General features: G+C 66.5%; 21 protein-coding genes and 1 tRNA gene. 3 read left to right on the forward strand and 19 right to left on the reverse strand.

The features are described from left to right. Positions 1-87 precede the first annotated feature (87 nt). The 6 genes from QZH52_RS19175 to QZH52_RS19200 all read right to left on the reverse strand — a co-directional run bounded on the left by QZH52_RS19175 (position 88) and on the right by QZH52_RS19200 (position 3920). Positions 88-402 (reverse strand): hypothetical protein, encoded by a 315-nt coding sequence (locus QZH52_RS19175; RefSeq protein ID WP_301812071.1) that lies wholly within the window; start codon positions 400-402, stop codon positions 88-90. Between the two features lie 63 nt (positions 403-465). Continuing rightward, positions 466-954: an HAD domain-containing protein gene (locus QZH52_RS19180; RefSeq protein ID WP_301812353.1), complete on the reverse strand. Its 489-nt coding sequence runs from the start codon at positions 952-954 to the stop codon at positions 466-468. 121 nt (positions 955-1075) lie between these two features. Beyond that, the gene (locus tag QZH52_RS19185) at positions 1076-1528 is read right to left on the reverse strand and encodes a hypothetical protein (protein ID WP_301812072.1); all 453 of its coding nucleotides are present in this window, start codon (positions 1526-1528) and stop codon (positions 1076-1078) included. Between the two features lie 113 nt (positions 1529-1641). Beyond that, positions 1642-1875 carry a BPSL0761 family protein gene (locus tag QZH52_RS19190; RefSeq protein WP_301812074.1) on the reverse strand — a complete coding sequence of 78 codons (234 nt, stop codon included), beginning with the start codon at positions 1873-1875 and terminating at the stop codon, positions 1642-1644. 2 nt (positions 1876-1877) lie between these two features. Then, positions 1878-2567 carry an antitoxin Xre/MbcA/ParS toxin-binding domain-containing protein gene (locus tag QZH52_RS19195; RefSeq protein WP_301812076.1) on the reverse strand — a complete coding sequence of 230 codons (690 nt, stop codon included), beginning with the start codon at positions 2565-2567 and terminating at the stop codon, positions 1878-1880. A gap of 51 nt (positions 2568-2618) precedes the next feature. Next, positions 2619-3920 (reverse strand): AAA family ATPase, encoded by a 1302-nt coding sequence (locus QZH52_RS19200; RefSeq protein ID WP_301812078.1) that lies wholly within the window; start codon positions 3918-3920, stop codon positions 2619-2621. Between the two features lie 401 nt (positions 3921-4321). On the opposite strand from QZH52_RS19200, the gene QZH52_RS19205 reads away from it, so the two are divergent. Both QZH52_RS19205 and QZH52_RS19210 read left to right on the forward strand, forming a co-directional pair. Next, positions 4322-4894, forward strand: a complete 573-nt coding sequence (locus QZH52_RS19205; protein WP_301812080.1) for a helix-turn-helix domain-containing protein — start codon at positions 4322-4324, stop codon at positions 4892-4894. A 763-nt stretch (positions 4895-5657) separates the two neighbouring features. Then, positions 5658-5882 carry a type II toxin-antitoxin system Phd/YefM family antitoxin gene (locus QZH52_RS19210; RefSeq protein WP_301812083.1) on the forward strand — a complete coding sequence of 75 codons (225 nt, stop codon included), beginning with the start codon at positions 5658-5660 and terminating at the stop codon, positions 5880-5882. Between the two features lie 715 nt (positions 5883-6597). Here QZH52_RS19210 and QZH52_RS19215 read toward each other — a convergent pair. From QZH52_RS19215 to tolB, 5 genes are all read right to left on the reverse strand, one after another. Further along, a tRNA-Lys gene (locus tag QZH52_RS19215) sits at positions 6598-6673 on the reverse strand. Positions 6674-6718: 45 nt separating this feature from the next. Next, positions 6719-7528 (reverse strand): tRNA threonylcarbamoyladenosine dehydratase, encoded by an 810-nt coding sequence (locus QZH52_RS19220; protein WP_301812085.1) that lies wholly within the window; start codon positions 7526-7528, stop codon positions 6719-6721. Between the two features lie 4 nt (positions 7529-7532). Continuing rightward, complete coding sequence (gene ybgF / locus QZH52_RS19225) at positions 7533-8282, reverse strand: tol-pal system protein YbgF (RefSeq protein ID WP_436411609.1); 750 nt, start codon at positions 8280-8282, stop codon at positions 7533-7535. Positions 8283-8284: 2 nt separating this feature from the next. After that, the gene (pal, locus tag QZH52_RS19230; protein WP_286529142.1) at positions 8285-8797 is read right to left on the reverse strand and encodes a peptidoglycan-associated lipoprotein Pal; all 513 of its coding nucleotides are present in this window, start codon (positions 8795-8797) and stop codon (positions 8285-8287) included. 20 nt (positions 8798-8817) lie between these two features. After that, positions 8818-10134 (reverse strand): Tol-Pal system beta propeller repeat protein TolB, encoded by a 1317-nt coding sequence (gene tolB / locus QZH52_RS19235; RefSeq protein WP_436411605.1) that lies wholly within the window; start codon positions 10132-10134, stop codon positions 8818-8820. Between the two features lie 144 nt (positions 10135-10278). Here tolB and msbA point away from each other — a divergent pair, with 144 nt between their 5' ends. Beyond that, positions 10279-12063, forward strand: coding sequence for a lipid A export permease/ATP-binding protein MsbA (msbA, locus tag QZH52_RS19240; RefSeq protein ID WP_301812091.1), 1785 nt, complete (start codon positions 10279-10281; stop codon positions 12061-12063). Between the two features lie 7 nt (positions 12064-12070). On the opposite strand, the gene rng is transcribed toward msbA, so the two are convergent. From rng to QZH52_RS19280, 8 genes are all read right to left on the reverse strand, one after another. Beyond that, positions 12071-13597, reverse strand: a complete 1527-nt coding sequence (gene rng / locus QZH52_RS19245) for a ribonuclease G (RefSeq protein ID WP_286529144.1) — start codon at positions 13595-13597, stop codon at positions 12071-12073. A 66-nt stretch (positions 13598-13663) separates the two neighbouring features. Next, on the reverse strand, positions 13664-14278 hold the full coding sequence (locus QZH52_RS19250) for a Maf family protein (RefSeq protein WP_301812093.1): 615 nt from the start codon (positions 14276-14278) through the stop codon (positions 13664-13666). Next, the gene (rlmH, locus tag QZH52_RS19255) at positions 14275-14742 is read right to left on the reverse strand and encodes a 23S rRNA (pseudouridine(1915)-N(3))-methyltransferase RlmH (protein ID WP_286609558.1); all 468 of its coding nucleotides are present in this window, start codon (positions 14740-14742) and stop codon (positions 14275-14277) included. The genes QZH52_RS19250 and rlmH overlap by 4 nt, the downstream gene beginning before the upstream one ends. Further along, positions 14739-15404 (reverse strand): ribosome silencing factor, encoded by a 666-nt coding sequence (rsfS, locus tag QZH52_RS19260; RefSeq protein WP_286529147.1) that lies wholly within the window; start codon positions 15402-15404, stop codon positions 14739-14741. Before rsfS ends, rlmH begins: the two co-directional genes overlap by 4 nt. Beyond that, on the reverse strand, positions 15404-16024 hold the full coding sequence (nadD, locus tag QZH52_RS19265; RefSeq protein ID WP_301812100.1) for a nicotinate (nicotinamide) nucleotide adenylyltransferase: 621 nt from the start codon (positions 16022-16024) through the stop codon (positions 15404-15406). The genes rsfS and nadD overlap by 1 nt, the downstream gene beginning before the upstream one ends. Continuing rightward, entirely contained in the window at positions 16015-16941 is a 927-nt protein-coding gene (gene hemF, locus QZH52_RS19270; protein ID WP_301812102.1) for an oxygen-dependent coproporphyrinogen oxidase, read from the reverse strand. The genes nadD and hemF overlap by 10 nt, the downstream gene beginning before the upstream one ends. Beyond that, positions 16941-18236, reverse strand: a complete 1296-nt coding sequence (purD, locus tag QZH52_RS19275) for a phosphoribosylamine--glycine ligase (RefSeq protein WP_301812104.1) — start codon at positions 18234-18236, stop codon at positions 16941-16943. The genes hemF and purD overlap by 1 nt, the downstream gene beginning before the upstream one ends. Positions 18237-18262: 26 nt before the next feature. Beyond that, positions 18263-18988, reverse strand: coding sequence for a YebC/PmpR family DNA-binding transcriptional regulator (locus QZH52_RS19280; protein ID WP_301812106.1), 726 nt, complete (start codon positions 18986-18988; stop codon positions 18263-18265). Positions 18989-19124 lie beyond the last annotated feature (136 nt).

Raw genomic sequence — 19124 nt, forward strand, 5'->3', positions numbered from 1 at the left:
CCGGGGCGCCTCCGGCGGCCTGGCAGGGGCCTGAAGATTGAAAGAATCAAACCGCAGCCAATCCACTTAACTCAGGTCGATGCGTGTTCAGACGACCGGAGCCGGCTCTATCAGAGACATGCGCAGCGTCCTCCCCTCGACGGTTCGAGCCCCCAACGACTCTTCAATCACCTTCCCAGCTATGAGAGCGATGCGCAGGACGAGTGCATTGTCGATCGCCGGCCCAGTCGTTGCATCGAGGACCTTCGACGCTCTGCCCGGCTTGCGCTTCAGGCGGCCAAGCTCACCCAGTTTGCGCACCACGGCAAGGCCGATGTCGATCGTGAACGGCAGGCGCTTCAACAACTTGGGCGTGTGCTTGGCGCCGCCGGCTGCCTTGACAATGTTGGGTGCGTGAGGCATTGACTCTCCTGGATACAAACCAAATGCCAAATCGGAATGCGAAGTACACAGCGTTCGCCGATCTCAACGACCGAGCGCGCGCCTGATCGCGTCGAGGTGGCTGGGCGTCAACCCGACGCCGACCTCGCAAAAGGCCACCAAGCCGCGTTCAGCCAAGGGCGAGTCCCTCAGTCCGGTGCCGGACAACTCGTCATCGAGAATCACGAACCGCTCGCCATGCCGGTGCGCCGCCAGCCACGCATCGATGGCTTCGAGCCGAGTGGTGCCTTGTGCCTGCGGCGCTTCCCACGCTGAGGGGTGAAGCGATGCAGCCACCTGTGCGAGGCCGGTGCGGCGAAACAGATCTTCGAAGCCTTCGCGGTCCATGAATCTCAACCAGCTCGTGGTCAGAACGATCAGTGGCCTGTACTCATTGATGATTTGAAGGAGCGTGTCGACCGCAGGCTGGTGGAACAGCCGCTCCCAGAGGTCGACCGGATGGTCGGGCGCGAAGACGTCATATCCGCCATACGGAGAATTGATGCAGAGCACGTCATCGAGGTCGAGGAACACCAAGGGGCGCATAGGGTCAAGACCTACAGGCATAGCGGAATCAAGTCGTACTGACGGGACATCGCGGACCTCGCCGTGAGTCGCGCCCACGCGCTGGGACTTGGGCGCCTCGCCCACGGCATCAGATCTGTCGATTGTCGCGTTCAGCGGGCGCGTGCGCCGCGCACACCGTCAAATAATAGCCGTTGTAGGAGCGGGTTCTGGCGGCCGCTCCGCAAACCATGCACGTCGTTCCCGTCCGGGCCTCGGCGCCATCGACAATGGCATCGATGCGGTCCGCAATGGAATGTCCCGCCTCGGTTGACTCTTTGATGACCGCATGGCCTCCTGGGCCGCCGATCAGGTCGACGACCAGGCGCGCTGACTTCCCCATTCGAAAGTAGAACCGCCCAGTACCAAACTTCTCCTTCACCTGGACCCAGTGAAAGTCGCGCTTGTCCTCCCCCAGCACCGCGTCGATCTGTTCACAGGCCTGCGCAAAGATCGGGAGCCACCCGTCGTAGTACTCCATGCTGACGGTGTGGCGCCCAAACATGTAGGGAAAGCGCGCTTCTAGTTGCTCGACCGGGGTCATGGGCTTTTTCCTTTGGGTTGATTGGCAGGCCCGCCGTGCGAGCCGACCTCCTTTCGAAAGGAGGCTCGTCGTGCGCTGCCGGCTTGATCGTCGTGAGGTACGCTCGCCGCGCACTACCTCTCCGGCTCATCGCTGATCCACCAGCCAATCCGCTCATCGTTCTTGATGGCCGCTTCGATCTGCCAGGGCTCAGGGTAGTGCCGCAGGATGTGCTTGGCGACCTGCCGCAGCTTGAGCGGCACCGATCCTCCCCATAGCTCCTGATGCCTATCGGGTTTAAAAGCGAGTTCTCTCATCAACTCACCTGCGAAATCCAGTGCTCTGCGTCTTTCATAGGGCATCGTCATAGTCACTTGCCTTTCAGGTTGGTGCGACCGGCGTCGTGCGCGGCTCTGTCCGCGATGGGTGCCACACGGGCCATTCGAATTGCTTCCGCGGCCGCACATCGGCGCAGCTCGTCCATGACCTTGATTCGGCCAGCTTCCGATCCCAGCATTTCAAACGGGATGCCTCCGAGCGATGAACGGATGCTTCGCAGCCAGCCGTACGCAACGCCTTCGGTCTTGAACACTCGCTTCGCTTCGCGTGCGACGGAATGCTCGGCCTCGAAAAGTTCGACGATTCCCTCGGGGTTGCCTGTAGTGAACAGGAGCTCGACGGGTTGTCGATAACCGAGCGCAGGGTGCTCGGTTTCGAGCCAGGCTTGCAGATAGCCCACGGTGTCGAGTCTCGCGCCATCCGAGGCGAGTTCCGCGCCGACTCGTTCAACGGCTTCCAGCAACTTTAGGTACGCATCGTCTTGTTGCTGGGTGTCCTCCGTTACTCTGACCATCCAGGTGTGCATGCTTCTTTGGTCATCGGCTGCGTCTCTGAGCTCGAGCCAACTGGGGTAGTGCCGCAGGGCCTCCTCGGCCTCGGACACCAGACGGTCAGGCAGCTCCGCGCCCCAGATCTGCATGTGCTGCATGGTCTTGACGATGCCCACGAGAATCTCGCCGGCTCTACAGAATGCATCCATTCGCTGATGGGGCATGGTCATTTCGCGCTTCCTCATAATCAGGGGTTCGAGAGTGGTTGGCACACCGGGCCTTCAATGCAGCACCGGGCCCGCCGCGTCGTCGCCGACGACTTCGGAAGGCAGGTCAGCGGCACTCAGGTGCAGGCGTCCGCCTTGGACAGCGCGTGCCACGCTGTCCTGCACGACCTGGTAGATCTCGCGCGCGCTCAGGTGGGCGAGCTTACGTGACAGCGCGGGTTCAGGGGGCGCGAAATTGGGCACGCTCAGCTTCAGGGCGGCGGCGGTGGCGACCACATGGGCCGCTCGCAGGGCCTGCTCGCCACGAGGGGGCAGGATCGAAAACTCTCGAAATCGCGTGCGCAACGATTCGGGCAACTTGCCAGCATCGTTTGACGTGGCAATGTAGATGGCAAGGCTTGCGTCAAACGTGATGTCCAGGCCGGCGTCTCGCACGGCGCATGCAGTCACGGGCTCCAGCAGCGAGTGCAGCGCCGCCAGCGGCTTGTACTGACTCTCTTGCGGCGCCTTGTCGATTTCGTCGATCAGGAAGACCGGATTGGCCGCGCCGCCCAGGACGATCTGTTCGAAGACGATGCCGTGCGACGCGGTGGCCCAATGGCGTTCAGTCCCCAGCCACAGCGCCGAGGCTTGGGCGTTCTCCATCGACTGGACACGGAGGGGCGCGCCCAACGCGTGGGCCAGATCCTTGGCGTAGTGCGTCTTCCCGACGCCCGGCGGCCCGTTCAAAAGAATCGACGGGATCACCAGCGGTTCGTGGCTGTGCATCGACAAGACGACGCGGCTGGCAACGAAGCGCGTCACCTCTTGCATGTGCGGATGCGCCTCCATCAGGAAGGCGAGGTCACGAATCCAGCGATCCGGGCTGCGAGCCGGATTGGCGACATCCCGGAAAGCGCCAGCTTTGGTGATCCGCGCCAGCAACTCGGCATCGTGCTTTTTGTAATCTCCCTCGCGCATGGCGCGCGCTCGCGATGCGGCGCCCCAGACCTCCGACCCGGTCAGTACCTGGTGCTTGCGAGAGGGGTCGTAGTCCGAGGGCAGGCGATCAAATTCCGCAACGAACGTGCCCTCGTCGACGCCACTGGCACCCTCCTCCGTTTCCTTGTCGCGCGCACTCGATGCCTTTCGCTCTTCGGCTTCGCGCAACCGCTCTGCGGCAGCCAAAGCGCGTTCGCGCTCTCTCTGCTGAGTTGCGTGCAGCATCACTTCCTCTTCGATTGACGCCACGATGGAGGTCGGAAGGAGAAGCTGAAAGGGCTGGCGCCCCTCCTCGTAGGTGGTGAACCAGCACATGGCGAAGCCGGCGGTTGTCGCCGGCGCGTCGTCGCCATGGTCACGGTGGCTGGCTTTCACGTCGCGGCCTCCCTCGCCTCTTTCGCGCCGGGTGCAGACCCCGCCATCGAAGACGAGAACTCGCGGGGCTCGGGCACCGACGAGGCCACCATCGACAAGCTTGAATGTGTTTCTGTCATTTCGCCAATTAATCTCATTGCCGACGCTAAGCTTCCGATGCGCGTTGACATGACCCGTTTGCGGGCCCTTGGGAAGGGGCCACGACCGCCGGCGCAGAGATCCCGCTGACTTGCGAGGAACAGATCGTGGAGTGATGCAATGATATCAATATACCGTGGAGATTTCAAAGGTGGCGCTTTTCTGCGTGGCGCTCTTCGGCGTGGCGTTGTTCGACTAGCCCGCCGACGATTCCCTCGATGAGTTCAACGACGGGAACGCGAGGCGACCAGGACTATGTGCAGATGCTGGCCAGCGCGGTGCGCCGCGAGCGCACCGCCCAAGGCTTTACCCAGGAGGACTTCGCCAGGCACATCGGCATGGACCGTGGCTACATGGGCGGCGTGGAGCGTGGGGAACACAACCTGACCTTCGGCAAACTGATGGACGTGCTCGAGGGGCTGCGGACCCCACCGGCCGTGTTCTTTCGCGAGATCCGCCTGCCCGACGACACCACCGAGGCATCGCGCCGGTCCGCTGGAAAGCCGCTCGCCCTTTCGCGCTCGCCAGACGCTAGTTCGGCGCAGATCCTCGGGGAGGCTGTCGCTCACGAGCGGCGACGCGCGGGCTTCACCCAGGAGGAGTTCGCGTACCACGCCGGTTTCGAACGCAGCTATGTCAGCAGCGTTGAATGCGGCAGGCGCAACCCGAGGTTCACCCAGCTGATTCGGATCCTGAAGGGGCTAGCCATCGAGCCGGCGGACTTCTTTCGGCACTTCCGGTGGCCAAACCCGCACGCCTCCCAACCTTCAGCGCCACGAGAGGCCTTGCGCCACGGACCGCGCGCCAAGGCCACCAAGGCCATCAAGGCCAACTGATGCGGAGGGACTGACGGAAGAATCGGCGTGCGGCTGGTGCGGAGGCCCGCTTGCGCTGCACTGCCCATCTGTGGACGCACCGCGCCCCCACGCGCGAGCCGCGCCGTTGGTGCGGGCTCAGGCGCCCGAGCCCGAGCCCGAGCCCGAGCCGGTGGCTTGGCTGGCAGACCCGTTTCCCCGCCGCCGCACCTCGCGCCTGCTTCGCACACGGGCCAATCTGGGGCCACGGGCGCGCTCGGCCGGGACCCGGTCGTCCAAGGCCAAGGAGATGACAGCCTCCATCGTTGACACCAGCGGCCGGCCCGACGCGCGGCGCCACGGCCGAGTCGCACGAATGGATTCAGCGCGCAGGCGCCGCGAAGGCTGCGCGCGTTCGCAGCGCCAGTTCTCGCATGCGCGCGGGGCGGCCCCACCCCAGTCGCCCGAGCAGTCGGCCGATCCGCACGCGTCACGGACCCCCTGGACCCTGCGGCGGGCGGCTTGGTTCGATAGCGATCGCTGCGCGAAGCCTCGACGCCACCCGGTTCTGCACGCCGGCCCGGCGGAGAGGGCCCAGGTCGAGAGCAGCGGCACTTCCAACCGCGGCCCGAAGCATAGCGTCGACGAATCGCACTTTGGCGCGGGCCGCGGTCCACGTGATAGGGGCCGATAACAAGCCAGTTATCGCCCACCCGAATGAGCCACACACCGGGCCAGCGGACACCACTCCTGCGGTGGGTTGGCTAGACTAGGCGACTGGGAGATTCCGATGGAACCCGTAAACATGTCGCAAGCGAAATCAGGGTTGTCACGCTTGGTGGATGACGTAGCGCAGGGGCGAGAGCGAGAAATCGTCATTGTCCGAGGCGGTCGGCCTGTCGCCAAACTCGTTCCCTTCGAAGACGACCTGAAAGGGAAACGCATCGGAGTAGCCAAGGGCAAGTTCCAAGCACCCGATTCCATCGATTCCTGCGACGAGGAACTGCCCGCGCTCTTCAGGGGCGACTGACAGGAGCTCGAGGAACGTACGGCCGGCTACCCATCAAGGCCAAGAGCTGATCGCTATCATCTTGATAGCATCCCAGTCAGGAATGGCGGGCTCGAACGGTTACGTCGACAGACGCTCAACTTAGCAGGGCTGCTCCCACCCCCGCGGCCGAGTTCAGTGAACCGCAACTTCAGGACCCACTTGAACAATGCCTGGTAACTGCCTGATGGCAGACCACTCTCACTCGGGAAACCAAAAGGCGACGCTATGGCTTGTTTCCCACCTAGATGTGGCGTGCAGCTCTCAAGCCATCTCTCCGCGCGCGATAGCAACAAGCTGTCGCTCGTCCTCTTCGGCGTCCTCTCGGCCACGCCCCGACGTCAAGCCCTCTTCAATGAGCGCCCGAAGTCGTTGAATGGCGACCTCTCGCCTCGTATGTCGGCTGCGTTCGCCCAAGCTTCTGCCTTCGAAAGATTCTTGTTCAAGCGGTCGCTCGTTGTTTCTCGGCGGTGGGCGCATGCAACCGAAGATCGCAAAAACTGACGACGGTTGTCAACTGGGCCGAAGAAGTCACCCATCGAGCCATTCCTTGGCCCGCTGCGGTGGTGCATCGGCCCCTTCCAAAGCCCCGGTTCCGGCATTATTTGACCGCGTACGAATTCCGGCATTACGTGCGCATTCGAGCAAGAATTGCCGGAATCCACACAGGTACTAACCGGCTAACCCTTATGACTATTGGTAGGACGTACAAGATTCGAACTTGTGACCAACGGATTAAAAGTCCGCTGCTCTACCAACTGAGCTAACGTCCCGATACCAGTGTTCTTGGCCGGCGTCGAATCCGGCAAAGCCTGAAATTATAACGTGACATTTCGGGCAATCCGATCGAGAAGCCACCCTGCCGCGCATTGCCCGAATGTGGCGGTCACCGCCACCACCGACCCATAGCCGTGGCAATTGAGCGAGCCGTCGCCCTCGATCGCGCAGGAGGCGTCCGGCGGCGCCACGCTCTCGCGACTGAAGACGCATGCGACGCCAATCTTGCGGCCTTCGCGCGGCGCTCCGTGGGCCTTGCGCAGTCGCTGGCGAAGCTGCGCAAGCAAGGGGTCATGCGTGACCAGGGCGAGGTCGTCGATCTCGACCCGATGCGCCAGGCGCTTGCCGCCGGCAGCGCCGACGGTGATGAAGCCTGCGCCCGCGCCGCGCGCCCATGCGGCCATCGCGAGCTTGGCCTTGACCTGGTCGCAGGCATCGAGAACCGCGGTCACCGGCCCGTTCGCGCCCTCGGCCGTGGCGAGCAGGGCCTGCCAGTTGTCGGGCTCGACGAACTCGTCGATCGCCAGCACCCGGCACGTTGGATTGATGTGCGCGATGCGATCCCGCATGGCCTCCACCTTGGCCTGGCCCACGGTCGAATCGAGCGCGTGGATCTGGCGGTTGATGTTGGATTCGGCGATGTGGTCGAGGTCGACCAGGCTCAGCCGCCCGACCCCGCTGCGCGCCAGCGCTTCGACCGCCCACGAGCCGACACCACCGATGCCCGCCACCAGCACGTGCGCCTCGCGGATGCGGGCCGCGCCCGCCACCCCGTACAAGCGCTCCAGCCCGCCGAAACGGCGGGCCAGGTCGGCGTCGTCCGTGGCAACGACGGGACTCGCGGTGGTCAAGGGGCTAGCGCAGCCGCGACAGCCGTTCGCGGCCGGCTTGCGCTGCCTCCGACTGCGGATAGGCCTTGGTCAGGTCCTCGAGCGTGCGGCGTGCGGCCTTGGTGTCCTTCAGCTCGATCTGGCAGTTCGCGATCGACAGCACGGCCTCGGGTGCCTTCGCATGGTCGGGCGCCAGCGAGAGCATCGACCTGAAATTGGCGATAGCCTCGTTGTAGTTGCGCGTCGCGTACTGCGCATTGCCGAGCCAGAACAGCGCCGAGGCGTTGTAGCCGCTCTGCGGATAGCGCTTGACGAAGTCGGCGAATGCCGTCTGCGCCTGCGCGAACTGGCCCGCACGGAAGATGCCGAGGGCCGCGTCGAAGTCGGCCTTTTCCTTCGGATCGGCGTTGAACTCGCGGCCGTCGACCGCGACCTTGGACGGCTCGTTGCTCTTGGCCCGGGTGTCGGTGTCGGTCTGGCGCTGCTGAAGATCGGTGACGGTCTTCGTGAGCTGCTCGTTCTGGCCCGTCAAGCGCGCCATGTCGCCGCGCATCTGCTCGATCTGGTTCTGCAGATCGAGCAGGCTGCGGCGCAGTTGCGCGCTTTCCTCGCTTTGACGCTGCTCGGCCTGCTGGCGCATGGTCTCGACCCGCTGGCGCAGGTCGAGGATGGCGCGCCGCGCCTCGTCGTCTTCGAACAGCGCGGCCTGGGCCCCCAGCGAAGCGCACAGCAACGCGGCTGCGAGGACTGCGCCTCGCAAAGTAAGGCCGCGCATCATCAGCGGTACGTGATCTCGGCGCGGCGGTTTTGCGCCCAGACGTCCTCACCGCTGCCCTGCGCCGCCGGCTTTTCCTTGCCGAAGCTCACGGCCTCGATCTGCGCGTCGCTGACACCGACCAGGACCAGTGCGCGGCGCACGGCCTCGGAGCGCTTCTGGCCGAGCGCGAGGTTGTACTCGCGGCCGCCGCGTTCGTCGGTGTGTCCTTCGATCGACACGCGACGGTTCGGATTGGCCTTGAGGAAGCGCGCATGGCCGTCGATGAGCTGCTGGAACTCGGGCTTGACGGTGTAGCTGTCGAAGTCGAAATAGATGATCCGTGCCACGCCGACCGGGCCTTGCGCGTTCTGCGCATTCGGGTCGATGGTGACCGGCGCCACGCCGCTGGCAGCGCCGCCGCCCTGGCCCGCCGCACCGCGGTCGACCACCGGGGTGTCGTTCAGCTTGGTGCCGGACGAGCAGCCAGCGATCAGGGCCACGATGGCCAGCGAATAAATCGTACGTTTCAACATTTTCGGACTCCTCAAGTTAATCATTGCTTTTGAAACGGACCCCAGTCCGGTTCGCGGATGTCTCCCGCCTGCCCCGCCAACCGCGCCTTGATCTTGCCGTCGAGCGTCGTGGTCATCAGTGCCTCGCGGCCCTGCAGCTTGGTGGCGTAGACGATCAATTTGCTGTTCGGCGCAAAGCTCGGGCGCTCGTCGGCCGTGGTGTCCGTGATCGCCTGCACGTTGCCGGTCGCCAACTCCATCACATGGAGTTTGAATGCCCCGCCGACGCGCGAGATGTAGGCCAACCACCGGCCATCGCCGCTGATCGACGGAGAAATGTTGTAGGTCCCGCTGAAGGTGACCCGGGTCGGGTTGCCCCCGCCGGCGCCCATCTTGTAGATCTGCGGCGCACCACCACGATCGCTGACGAAGTAGATCGTGCCGCCGTCGGCCGAGAACACCGGCTCGGTGTCGATGCTGTTGCTCTGCGTGAGACGGCGCGGCTCGCCGCCGCTGGACGAGATGGTGTAGAGCTGCGAGCCGCCGTCGCGGCTCAGGGTGACGGCCAGCGTGCTGCCGTCCGGGGCCCAGGCCGGCGCGCTGTTGGAGCCGCGGAAGTTCGCCACCAGTCGCCGCTGGCCGCTGGCGACGTTGTGGACGTACACCACCGGCTTGCGCGACTCGAAGGACACGTAGGCGAGTTGGCTGCCGTTGGACGACCAGCGCGGCGAAATGATCGGTTCGGGACTGGCGAGTGCCGCCTGGGCGTTCTCGCCGTCCGAGTCGGCCACCCACAGCGTGTAGCGGCTCCCGCCCTTGGTGACATAGGCGATGCGGGTCGAGAAGATGCCCTTCTCGCCGGTCAGCTTCTCGTAGATGTAGTCGGCGATGCGGTGCGAGGCCAGCCGCAGGTCGCCCTGGGGCACGGTGTAGCTCTGGCCGCCGAGGTCTTGCCCGCGCACCACGTCCCAGAGGCGGAAGCGGACGTCGAAACGGCCATCGGCCAGCCGAGTGACGCTGCCCACCGCGAGCGAATCCGCGGTGCGCTGGCGCCAGAAGCTGAGGTCGGGGCGGGAACCTTCATCGAGGGCCTGGCCGGACGCGTCGACGCCGCGGAACTGCCCGCTGCGCTCGAGGTCGGCCAGCACGATCGCGGAGATCTTCTGCGGCGAGGACTCCTCGCCCCGGAAGGGCGCGATCGCGATCGGCAACTGCGTCACGCCCACACCCGAGACCTCGACCCGGAACTGGGCCAGGGCGGGAATCACGGGGGAGGCAGCGAGGGCCGCGACCAACGCGCGGCGTGCGAAGAACGATGAAGAAGGGGTTGGGGGAAAGTCTTGCAACGGCTTTTTCATGCAGTTCGGAGAGGTTTCCGAGGTTTAAGTTTCTTGTCTCGGACAAAAACAGTGCACATGGTACATGTTGCGATGGCCCTGTCGTCACAAAACGTGTATGAGGCGGTCGGGTCCTACAGGTTCCGGCCCGTAGAATTCGCCGCCATGCAGCCCTCCCCCGCCACCGACACGGTGCGCCTCCCCCTGACGCGACGACTCGCGCGCCTGATGACCTGGTTCGGCAGCTCGCGCCGCTGGTGGGCGCTGGGCATCGCGACCGCCGCGGTCGCCGCGCTCACCGAACCCCTGCTGGCCGCGATGCTGAAGCCGCTCTTCGACCGCGGCTTCACGCGCGGGCAACTGGCGCTGTGGATCGTGCCGGTGGCGATCATCCTGCTCTTCCTGGTGCGCGGCGTGGCGCAGTTCATCTCGCAATATGCCCTTGCGCGGATCGCCAACGAAGGCATGCAGGGACTTCGGCGCATGCTGTTCAAGCGCCTGCTCGAAGCGGAACTCGCGCTGTTCTCGCGCCAGTCGGCCAGCACCCTGTCGAACACGGTGGTCTACGAGGTGCAGACCGGTGCCATGCTGCTGGTGCAGGCGCTGCTGAGCCTGTCGCGCGACGGCTTCGTGACGATTGCGCTGCTGTTCTACCTGGTCTACCTGAACTGGAAGCTCACGCTGATCGTCGGCGTGATGGTGCCCGGCGTGGCCTGGATCATGAAGGTGCTGTCCAAGCGGCTCTACCACCTGACACGCCTGGGGCAGCATGCCACGGACGAACTGGCCTATGTGGTCGAGGAGAACGTTCTCGCCCACAAGATGGTGCGCCTGCACCGCGCCGAAGCCAGCCAGAGCGAGCGCTTCGAACGCCTGAGCCACAGCCTCAACCGCCTGGCCGTGAAATCGACCATCGCCCAGGCCGCGATGACCCCGCTGACGCAACTCTTCGCTGCCTTCGCGCTGTCGATCGTGGTGATGATCGCGCTCTGGCAGGCCGGCGAGAAAGGGCTGACGGTCGGCGGCTTCATCTCGTACGTGACGGCGATGCTGATGCTGATCGCGCCGATCCGGCGCCTCGCCGACATGGCCAATCCGATCACGCGCGGGCTGGCTGCGCTCGAGCGCGGCCTCGCGCTGATCGACGAGGTTCCGTCGGAAACGCAGGGCCGGTTCGTGCTCGAACACGCGGCCGGCCACATCGAACTGCGCCGCGTCTGCGTCAACTACCGAGGCGACGACGAGGCGCGCGCGCTCGACGGCGTCAGCCTGGCGATCGAGCCCGGCGAGGTGATTGCCTTCGTCGGGCCCTCCGGCTCGGGCAAGACGACGCTGGTCAACCTGCTGCCGCGCTTCGTGCTGCCGAGCGCCGGCGAGGTGCTGCTCGATGGCCACGAGGTCGGCGAATGGCAGCTCGCGAGCCTGCGCTCGCAGTTCGCGATGGTCAGCCAGGACGTGGTGATGCTCAACGACAGCCTGGCGGCGAACGTCGCGCTCGGTGCCGCGATCGACCGCGAGCGCGTGCTTGAATGCGTCGCTGCCGCCAACCTGGCGGTCCACGTGGAAGGCCTGCCGCAGGGCATCGACACCGTGCTGGGCCACAACGCGACCCAGTTGTCTGGCGGCCAGCGGCAGCGCCTGGCGATCGCGCGCGCGCTCTACAAGAACGCGCCGATATTGCTGCTCGACGAAGCCACCTCGGCGCTCGACACCGAATCCGAGCGGCAGGTGCAGGAAGCGCTGCAGCGGCTCATGCAGGGCCGCACGACGCTGATCGTGGCCCACCGCCTCTCGACCATCCAGCATGCCGACCGCATCGTCGTGATGGAGCATGGCCGCATCGCCGAGCACGGCTCGCACGAACAGCTGATGGCGCTCGACGGCCTGTATGCGCGGCTGCAGAACAATGCCGTGCGCACCGCGCCGGCGGGCCAGCCGGCGATTCTCTGAACGGCCACTACAGCAAGACGATGTCGTACTGGCCCTGCCCCATCGCGGGCTCGGCCTGAAGCGAAATGGGCTTGCCGATGAAATCGCTCAGGCCGGCCAGGTGCTGGCTCTCTTCGTCGAGGAACAGCTCGATCACCTGCGGCGACGAGACGATGCGGAACTCGCGCGGCGTGAACTGCCGGGCCTCGCGCAGGATCTCGCGCAGCACGTCATAGGCCACGCTGCGCGCGGTTTTCACGATGCCCTGGCCGTTGCAGGCCAGGCAGGGCTCGCACAGCATGTGGGCCAGCGACTCGCGCGTGCGCTTGCGCGTCATCTCGACCAGGCCCAGCTGCGAGAAGCCGCCGGCCGTGGTCTTGACCCGGTCGCGCGCCAGTTGCTTGCGGAATTCGGCCAGCACCTGCTCGCGGTGGTCGTCGCGCGCCATGTCGATGAAGTCGACGATCACGATGCCGCCCAGGTTGCGCAGCCGCAATTGCCGGGCGATCGCCTGCGCAGCCTCCAGGTTGGTCTTGAAGATCGTGTCGTCGAAATTGCGCGCACCGACGAAGCCGCCGGTGTTGACGTCGACCGTGGTCAGGGCCTCGGTCTGGTCGACCACCAGGTAGCCGCCGGACTTGAGGTCGACCCGGCGGCCCAGCGCCTTGGCGATCTCCTCGTCGATCGAATAGAGGTCGAAGATCGGCCGCTCGCCCTTGTACAGCTGCAGCTTGCCGGCGGCCTGCGGCATGAACTCGAGACCGAACTTGAGGAGCGAATCGAACTGTTCGCGCGAATCGATGCGGATGGTCTGGGTGTCCTCGCTGGTCATGTCGCGCAGCACGCGCTGCAGCAGGCTGAGGTCCTGGTGGAGCAGCGACATCGGCGGCATCCGCGCCGACAGCTCGCGGATGCGGGTCCAGGTCTTGCGCAGGTAGGCGATGTCCTCGGCCAGTTCGGCATCGCTCGAATCCTCGCCGTTGGTGCGAAGGATGAAGCCCCCGGTGTTGGCAGGCACCACGCCGCCGCTGTCGGCGGCCGCGGCGGCCTCGATCAGCGCCTGCATGCGGTTGCGCAGCGCATCGCGCAGGTCGGGGGGGATCTTCTGCGAGACGCCGATGTGGTTGTCCTGCGGCAGGAAGACAAGCAGCCGCCCGGCGATGCTGATCTGGGTCGACAGCCGCGCGCCCTTGGTGCCGATCGGGTCCTTGATGACCTGCACCAGCAGCGACTGGCCCTCGAACACCTGTTTCTCGATCGGCACCATGGCGCCGCCGTTGCGATGGTCGCGGTCGGCCACCTGGGTGCTCGGCCGCGAGCCCGGCGTGAACGGGGCGACGATGTCGGCCACGTGCAGGAAGGCAGTGCGGTCGAGCCCGATGTCGATGAAGGCCGACTGCATGCCCGGCAGCACCCGCGACACCTTGCCCAGGTAGATGTTGCCGACCAGCCCGCGCTCCAGCGTGCGCTCCACGTGGAGCTCCTGCACCGCGCCGTGCTCGACCAGCGCGACGCGGGTCTCCTGGGGGGACCAGTTGATCAGGATGTCTTGCATGTTTTCTAGTCAGTTGAGGACAGAGCAAAAACTGCTGCGCAGTTTCCTGGCCTGTCCTGCAAGGTCTCAATAGCTCTCGAAGCCGGCTTGGCGCAGCAGTTCGGCGGTCTCGAACATCGGGAGGCCCATGATGCCCGAATGCGAGCCGCTGATGTGTTCGATGAAGGCCGCGGCACGGCCCTGGATGCCGTAGGCGCCGGCCTTGCCCAGGGGCTCGCCGCTGGCGACGTAGGCGGCGATGCGCGCCGGACCGACCGCCGCGAAGCGGACATGCGAGACGTTCAAGGCCGCCAGCCGCCGATCGCCATGCTGCAGTGCGATCGCGGTCATCACGCGGTGGGTGCGCCCGGCCAGCGAGGCCAGCATGCGGGCGGCATCGGCGGCGTCCTCTGGCTTGCCGAGGATGGTGCGGCCGATCGCCACCGTGGTGTCGGCGCACAAGATGGGCGCCGGCGGCAGGCCGCGCTGCCGCCACCGGTCCACTGCCGCATCGAGCTTCAGCGCCGTGACGCGCTGCACGTAGGCGGTCGGCGATTCGCCGGGCAGCACCGCTTCCAGCGACTCGGCGTCTTCGTCCGCGGTCGCCAGCAGCAATTCGTGCCGCACACCGAGCTGCCCGAGCAGCTGGGCGCGGCGCGGGCTTTGCGAGGCCAGGTAAATGAACGGTGAATGAGGACTCATTCGCGGTGGTACGGATGGCCGGCATTGACCGACCACGCGCGATACAGCTGCTCGACGAGCAGCACGCGCGCCATCGCATGCGGCAGGGTGAGGTCGGACAGCCGGATGCGCTCGTGCGCGGCCGCCTTGAATGCCGGGTCGAGGCCGTCGGGGCCGCCGATCACCAGCGCCACGTCGTCGCCCTCGCCTTGCCAGGCCGAAAGCCGCGCCGCCAGGGCCTTGGTGGTCAGCGCCGTGCCGCGCTCGTCGAGCGCGACGATCCGCATGCCCTTGGCGATCGCGCCCTCGATGCGCTCGCGCTCGGCCGCATAGAGGGTTTCGAGCGTCTTGGAGCCGCGCGGCTCGGTCTTGACTGCGCGCAGTTCGAGCTTGAGTTCGGGTGGGAAACGCTTGGCGTAGTCGTCCCAGGCGGTCTGCGCCCAGTCGGGCATGCGCTGCCCGACCGCGACCACCAGCAGTTTCATGACCTCGGCGAGGTCGTCTTGCGTGCGGCCTTCTTCGCTGCCGGCGCGGCCTTCTTGGCGGCAGCCTTCTTGGCCGGCGCCTTGTTGACCACCACGGTCTTCACGGGGGACTTGGCCGCGGTCGTCTTGCGGGCGGCGGTCTTCTTGGCGGCGGGCTTCTGCTTTTCCGCCTTGGCGGCCTGCTCGGCCGAGCGGATCGCTGTCTTGGCGGCACTGGAGCGGCGCAGCGAGGTCGGCACCTTCTTGGCCGCGGGCGCCTTCTCTTCGGAGGCCTGGGCCACGGCCGGCTTGGCGGCACCGAGCTTGGTGCGAACCGGCTTGTCGCCCCAGATCTCTTCGAGGTGGTAGTAGCGGCGGATGGCCGGCTGCATGATGTGGGCCACGGCCGCGCCGCAGTCGACGATGATCCACTCGCCGTTCGCCTCGCCCTCGACCCGCGGCTTGTGGAAGCCGGCATCGCGTACGGCGTCGCGCACGCTGGAGGCCAGCGCCTTGGTCTGGCGGTTGGAGGTGCCCGAGGCGACGATCACGCGCTCGAACAGCGGCGACAGATGTTCAGTGTCGAAAACCTGGATGTCCTGCGCCTTGACGTCCTCGAGTCCGTCGACGATGGCCCTCTGGAGTTTCTGGATGTCTTTTTTTGCGGCGGCTTCAGTGGTCATCAGGCGGGTCGGTAGAGGTGGTGTCTGTCAATATAGCGTGCAACCGCCGCCGGAACCAGACCATCGAGGTCCTCGCCACGCGCAGCGCGCGCCCGGATGTCGGTCGCGCTGATGTCCATCGGCTGGATTTGGAGTTGCTCGAATCGCGCGCCGGACGGCAGGGGTGCCAGCGTTCCGGGATCGAATGGGCCGGAGGAGCCCGTGGGCAGTGCGCGATCAGCTACCGAAATTATAGCGGTCGCGAGGATCGCCTCGTAACCGTGCCAGCGCGGCAGCGAACGCGCTTGGTCGGCGCCCACGATCAGCACCAGTTGCACGCCGGGATGCGCCCGCTGCAACTCGCGCAGCGTGTCGAGCGTGTAGGTCGGCCCGGGGCGCTCGATCTCGCGGGTGTCGACCACGGCGCCTTCGATGCCCTCGAAGGCCAGCCGCGCCATCGCCAGGCGGTCGGCCGCGGCGCTCAACGGACGCGCCTTGTGCCACGCCTGCCCGGTCGGGAAGATGCGCAGCTCGGCCAGATCCAGCTGCGCCAGCGCCGATTGCACCAGGGCCAGGTGCGCGTTGTGCGGCGGGTCGAAGGCCCCGCCGAAGACACCGACGCGCAGCGGAGTCAGAGCCATTCGCGCCGGACGATGAAGTCGCTGTAGAGCGCCGCCTCGGGGCTGCCCGGCTCGGGCTGGAGGCGATAGGCCCAGCTGGCCAGCGGCGGCATCGACAGCAGGATCGACTCGGTGCGCCCGCCCGACTGCAGGCCGAAATGCGTGCCGCGGTCCCAGACCAGGTTGAACTCGACGTAGCGGCCGCGGCGGTGGAGCTGGAAGGCCCGCTCGCGCTCGCCGTAGGGCATGTTGCGGCGGCGCTCGACGATCGGCAGGTAGGCCGGCAGGAAGGCATCGCCGACCGAGCGCAGCAGCGCGAAGCTCTGGTCGAAGTCCGGTTCGGCGAAGTCGTCGAAGAAGATCCCGCCGACGCCGCGCTGCTCGTTGCGGTGCTTGAGCGTGAAGTAGTCGTCGCACCAGGCCTTGAAGCGCGGGTACTTGTCGTCGCCGAAAGGCGCCAGGGCATCGCGGCAGCTGCGGTGGAAATGCACCGCGTCCTCCTCGAAGCCGTAGCACGGCGTCAGGTCCATGCCGCCGCCGAACCAGCACACCGGCGCGCCATCGGCCGGCAGCGCGGCGAGCATGCGGACGTTCATGTGGACGATCGGCACGTAGGGGTTGCGCGGATGGAAGACCAGCGACACGCCCATCGCCTCGAACGGCGCCCCGGCCAGCTCGGGCCGGTGCTGGGTCGCCGAGGGCGGCAACCGCGGCCCGCGCACTTGCGAGAAGCCGCAGCCGGCGCGCTCGAACAGCGCGCCGCCTTCGAGGATGCAGGTCAGGCCGCTGCCCTGCAGCGGCTCGCCAGGCGCCTTGTGCCACGGGTCGCGGACGCAGCGCCCGCCGTCGGCGGTCTCGACCGCCTCCACGATGTGCCTCTGCAGCCCGCGCAGGTAGGCGGCCACCGCCTCGGGTCGGCTGTCGTCGGCGGCTGGCATCAGGCCTCGCGGCCGCGCGCCTGGACCGCGCGATGCCCGATGTCCTTGCGGTACTGGGCGCCATCGAACTGGATCCGCGCCGCCACCGCATAGGCCCGCTGCTGCGCCAGCTTGACGCTGTCGGCCAGCACCGTGACGCACAGCACGCGGCCGCCGCTGGTCGTGAGTTCGCCGCCGTCGAGCGTGGTGCCCGCATGGAACACCACGGCGTCCGGCGCCTCCGGCGGAATGCCGGTGATGCGGTCGCCCTTGCGCGGCGCCAGCGGATAGCCGTGCGCGGCCATCACCACGCCGAGGGCGACCCGGCGGTCCCACTCGAGCTCGACCTGGTCGAGCGTGCCGTCGGTGGCGTGCCAGAAGACCTCGAACAGGTCGGACTTGAGCCGCAGCATGATCGGCTGGGTCTCGGGGTCGCCCATGCGGCAGTTGAACTCGAGCGTCTTGGGATGGCCCTTGGCGTCGATCATGAGGCCGGCGTAGAGGAAGCCGGTGTAGGGAATGCCGTCCTTCTCCATGCCGCGGATGGTAGGCAGGATGATTTCGCGCATCGCACGGGCGTGCACCTCGGCCGTCACCACGGGGGCCGGCGAATAGGCGCCCATGCCGCCGGTGTTCGGGCCTTCGTCGCCGTCGAGCAGGCGCTTGTGGTCCTGGCTGGTGGCCAGCGCCGTGACGTTCTGGCCGTCGCACAGCACGATGAAGCTGGCCTCCTCGCCGGTCAGGAACTCCTCGATCACGACGCGCGCCCCGCCCTCGTTGTGCGAGACGCCGAACTTGTTGTCGAGCAGCATGAAGTCGATCGCCTCGTGCGCCTCGGCGGCCGTCATCGCGACCACCACGCCCTTGCCGGCGGCCAGGCCGTCGGCCTTGACCACGATTGGCGCACCCTTGGCGTCGACGTAGGCATGCGCCGCCGCGGCGTCGGTGAAGGCCTCGTATTCGGCGGTCGGGATCGCGTGCCGCTTCATGAAGGCCTTAGAGAAGGCCTTCGAGCTTTCGAGCTGCGCCGCGGCCTGGGTCGGGCCGAAGATGCGCAGGCCGTGGGTGCGGAACTCGTCGACCACGCCAGCCGCCAGCGGCGCTTCGGGGCCGACCACGGTCAGGCCGATCTTTTGCTTCTGGGCCCAGGCCCGCAGGTCGGCCGGCGCCGTGATGTCGACGCATTCGTAGCGCGTATCGGAGCGGGTGCCGCCGTTGCCCGGCGCCACGTAGACCCGGCTGACCCGGTCCGACTGCGCCAGTCGCCACGCCAGGGCGTGCTCGCGGCCGCCGCCACCAATCACCAGTACCTTCATTCGCGGGCTTTCGTTTCGCCAAGCCGTCATTCGGACAGCGCGGCGTTGTGATAGACATCCTGCACGTCGTCCAGGTCTTCCAGGACGTCGAGCAGCTTCTGCATGCGGGCGGCTTCGTCGCCGGCGAGCTCGATGGTGTTCTCGGCCCGCATGGTGACTTCGGCCACCTCGGGCTTCAGGCCGGCGGCCTCGAGCGCGTTCTTGACGGCCTCGAAATCGCCGACCGCGGTCAGCACCTCGATCGCGCCGTCGTCGTCGGTGACGATATCCTCGGCGCCGGCCTCGAGCGCGACTTCCATCACCTTGTCCTCGCTGGTGCCGGGCCCGAACACGAGCTGGCCGCAATGCTTGAACTGGAACGCCACCGAGCCTTCGGTGCCCATGTTCCCGCCATGCTTGGAAAAGGCATGGCGCACCTCGGCGACGGTGCGCACGCGGTTGTCGGTCATGGTGTCGACGATGATCGCTGCGCCGCCGATGCCGTAGCCCTCGTAGCGGATTTCCTCGTAGTTGACGCCTTCGAGGTTGCCGGTGGCCTTGTCGATGTTGCGCTTGATCGTGTCGATCGGCAGGTTGACCGCCTTGGCTTTCTCGACCGCCAGCCTGAGCCGCGGGTTGCCGCCCAGGTCGCCGCCGCCGGTGCGCGCGGCGACCATGATTTCACGGATGGCGCGGGTCCAGAGCTTGCCGCGCTTTTCGTCCTGACGGCCCTTCCGGTGCTGAATGTTCGCCCATTTGCTGTGTCCGGCCATGGCTCTATCTCTCGCAATCTTGTGTTTTCAAACCAGGCAGCGAGTTTACTGTCCGGCGGACGCAACTGCCGGGGCCGTCCGACAGGAGCGCCAGTGCCTTTTGGGGATAATCCGAGCCTGATGCGCGTCTGCGCGA

The organism is Variovorax ginsengisoli, assembly GCF_030486595.1.
GTDB lineage: Bacteria > Pseudomonadota > Gammaproteobacteria > Burkholderiales > Burkholderiaceae_C > Variovorax > Variovorax ginsengisoli_B.

What these genes read in the sequence shown, in the direction of transcription:
- QZH52_RS19205 (WP_301812080.1), top strand. Translation starts at nt 4,322, where the DNA reads ATGCTGGCCAGCGCGGTGCGCCGCGAGCGCACCGCCCAAGGCTTTACC.
- tolB (WP_436411605.1), bottom strand. Translation starts at nt 10,134, where the DNA reads ATGAAAAAGCCGTTGCAAGACTTTCCCCCAACCCCTTCTTCATCGTTC.
- rsfS (WP_286529147.1), bottom strand. Translation starts at nt 15,404, where the DNA reads ATGACCACTGAAGCCGCCGCAAAAAAAGACATCCAGAAACTCCAGAGG.
- QZH52_RS19210 (WP_301812083.1), top strand. Translation starts at nt 5,658, where the DNA reads ATGTCGCAAGCGAAATCAGGGTTGTCACGCTTGGTGGATGACGTAGCG.
- QZH52_RS19280 (WP_301812106.1), bottom strand. Translation starts at nt 18,988, where the DNA reads ATGGCCGGACACAGCAAATGGGCGAACATTCAGCACCGGAAGGGCCGT.
- QZH52_RS19175 (WP_301812071.1), bottom strand. Translation starts at nt 402, where the DNA reads ATGCCTCACGCACCCAACATTGTCAAGGCAGCCGGCGGCGCCAAGCAC.
- QZH52_RS19185 (WP_301812072.1), bottom strand. Translation starts at nt 1,528, where the DNA reads ATGACCCCGGTCGAGCAACTAGAAGCGCGCTTTCCCTACATGTTTGGG.
- msbA (WP_301812091.1), top strand. Translation starts at nt 10,279, where the DNA reads ATGCAGCCCTCCCCCGCCACCGACACGGTGCGCCTCCCCCTGACGCGA.
- rng (WP_286529144.1), bottom strand. Translation starts at nt 13,597, where the DNA reads ATGCAAGACATCCTGATCAACTGGTCCCCCCAGGAGACCCGCGTCGCG.
- pal (WP_286529142.1), bottom strand. Translation starts at nt 8,797, where the DNA reads ATGTTGAAACGTACGATTTATTCGCTGGCCATCGTGGCCCTGATCGCT.
- purD (WP_301812104.1), bottom strand. Translation starts at nt 18,236, where the DNA reads ATGAAGGTACTGGTGATTGGTGGCGGCGGCCGCGAGCACGCCCTGGCG.
- QZH52_RS19195 (WP_301812076.1), bottom strand. Translation starts at nt 2,567, where the DNA reads ATGACCATGCCCCATCAGCGAATGGATGCATTCTGTAGAGCCGGCGAG.
- rlmH (WP_286609558.1), bottom strand. Translation starts at nt 14,742, where the DNA reads ATGAAACTGCTGGTGGTCGCGGTCGGGCAGCGCATGCCCGACTGGGCG.
- nadD (WP_301812100.1), bottom strand. Translation starts at nt 16,024, where the DNA reads ATGGCTCTGACTCCGCTGCGCGTCGGTGTCTTCGGCGGGGCCTTCGAC.
- QZH52_RS19250 (WP_301812093.1), bottom strand. Translation starts at nt 14,278, where the DNA reads ATGAGTCCTCATTCACCGTTCATTTACCTGGCCTCGCAAAGCCCGCGC.
- QZH52_RS19190 (WP_301812074.1), bottom strand. Translation starts at nt 1,875, where the DNA reads ATGACGATGCCCTATGAAAGACGCAGAGCACTGGATTTCGCAGGTGAG.
- hemF (WP_301812102.1), bottom strand. Translation starts at nt 16,941, where the DNA reads ATGCCAGCCGCCGACGACAGCCGACCCGAGGCGGTGGCCGCCTACCTG.
- ybgF (WP_436411609.1), bottom strand. Translation starts at nt 8,282, where the DNA reads ATGCGCGGCCTTACTTTGCGAGGCGCAGTCCTCGCAGCCGCGTTGCTG.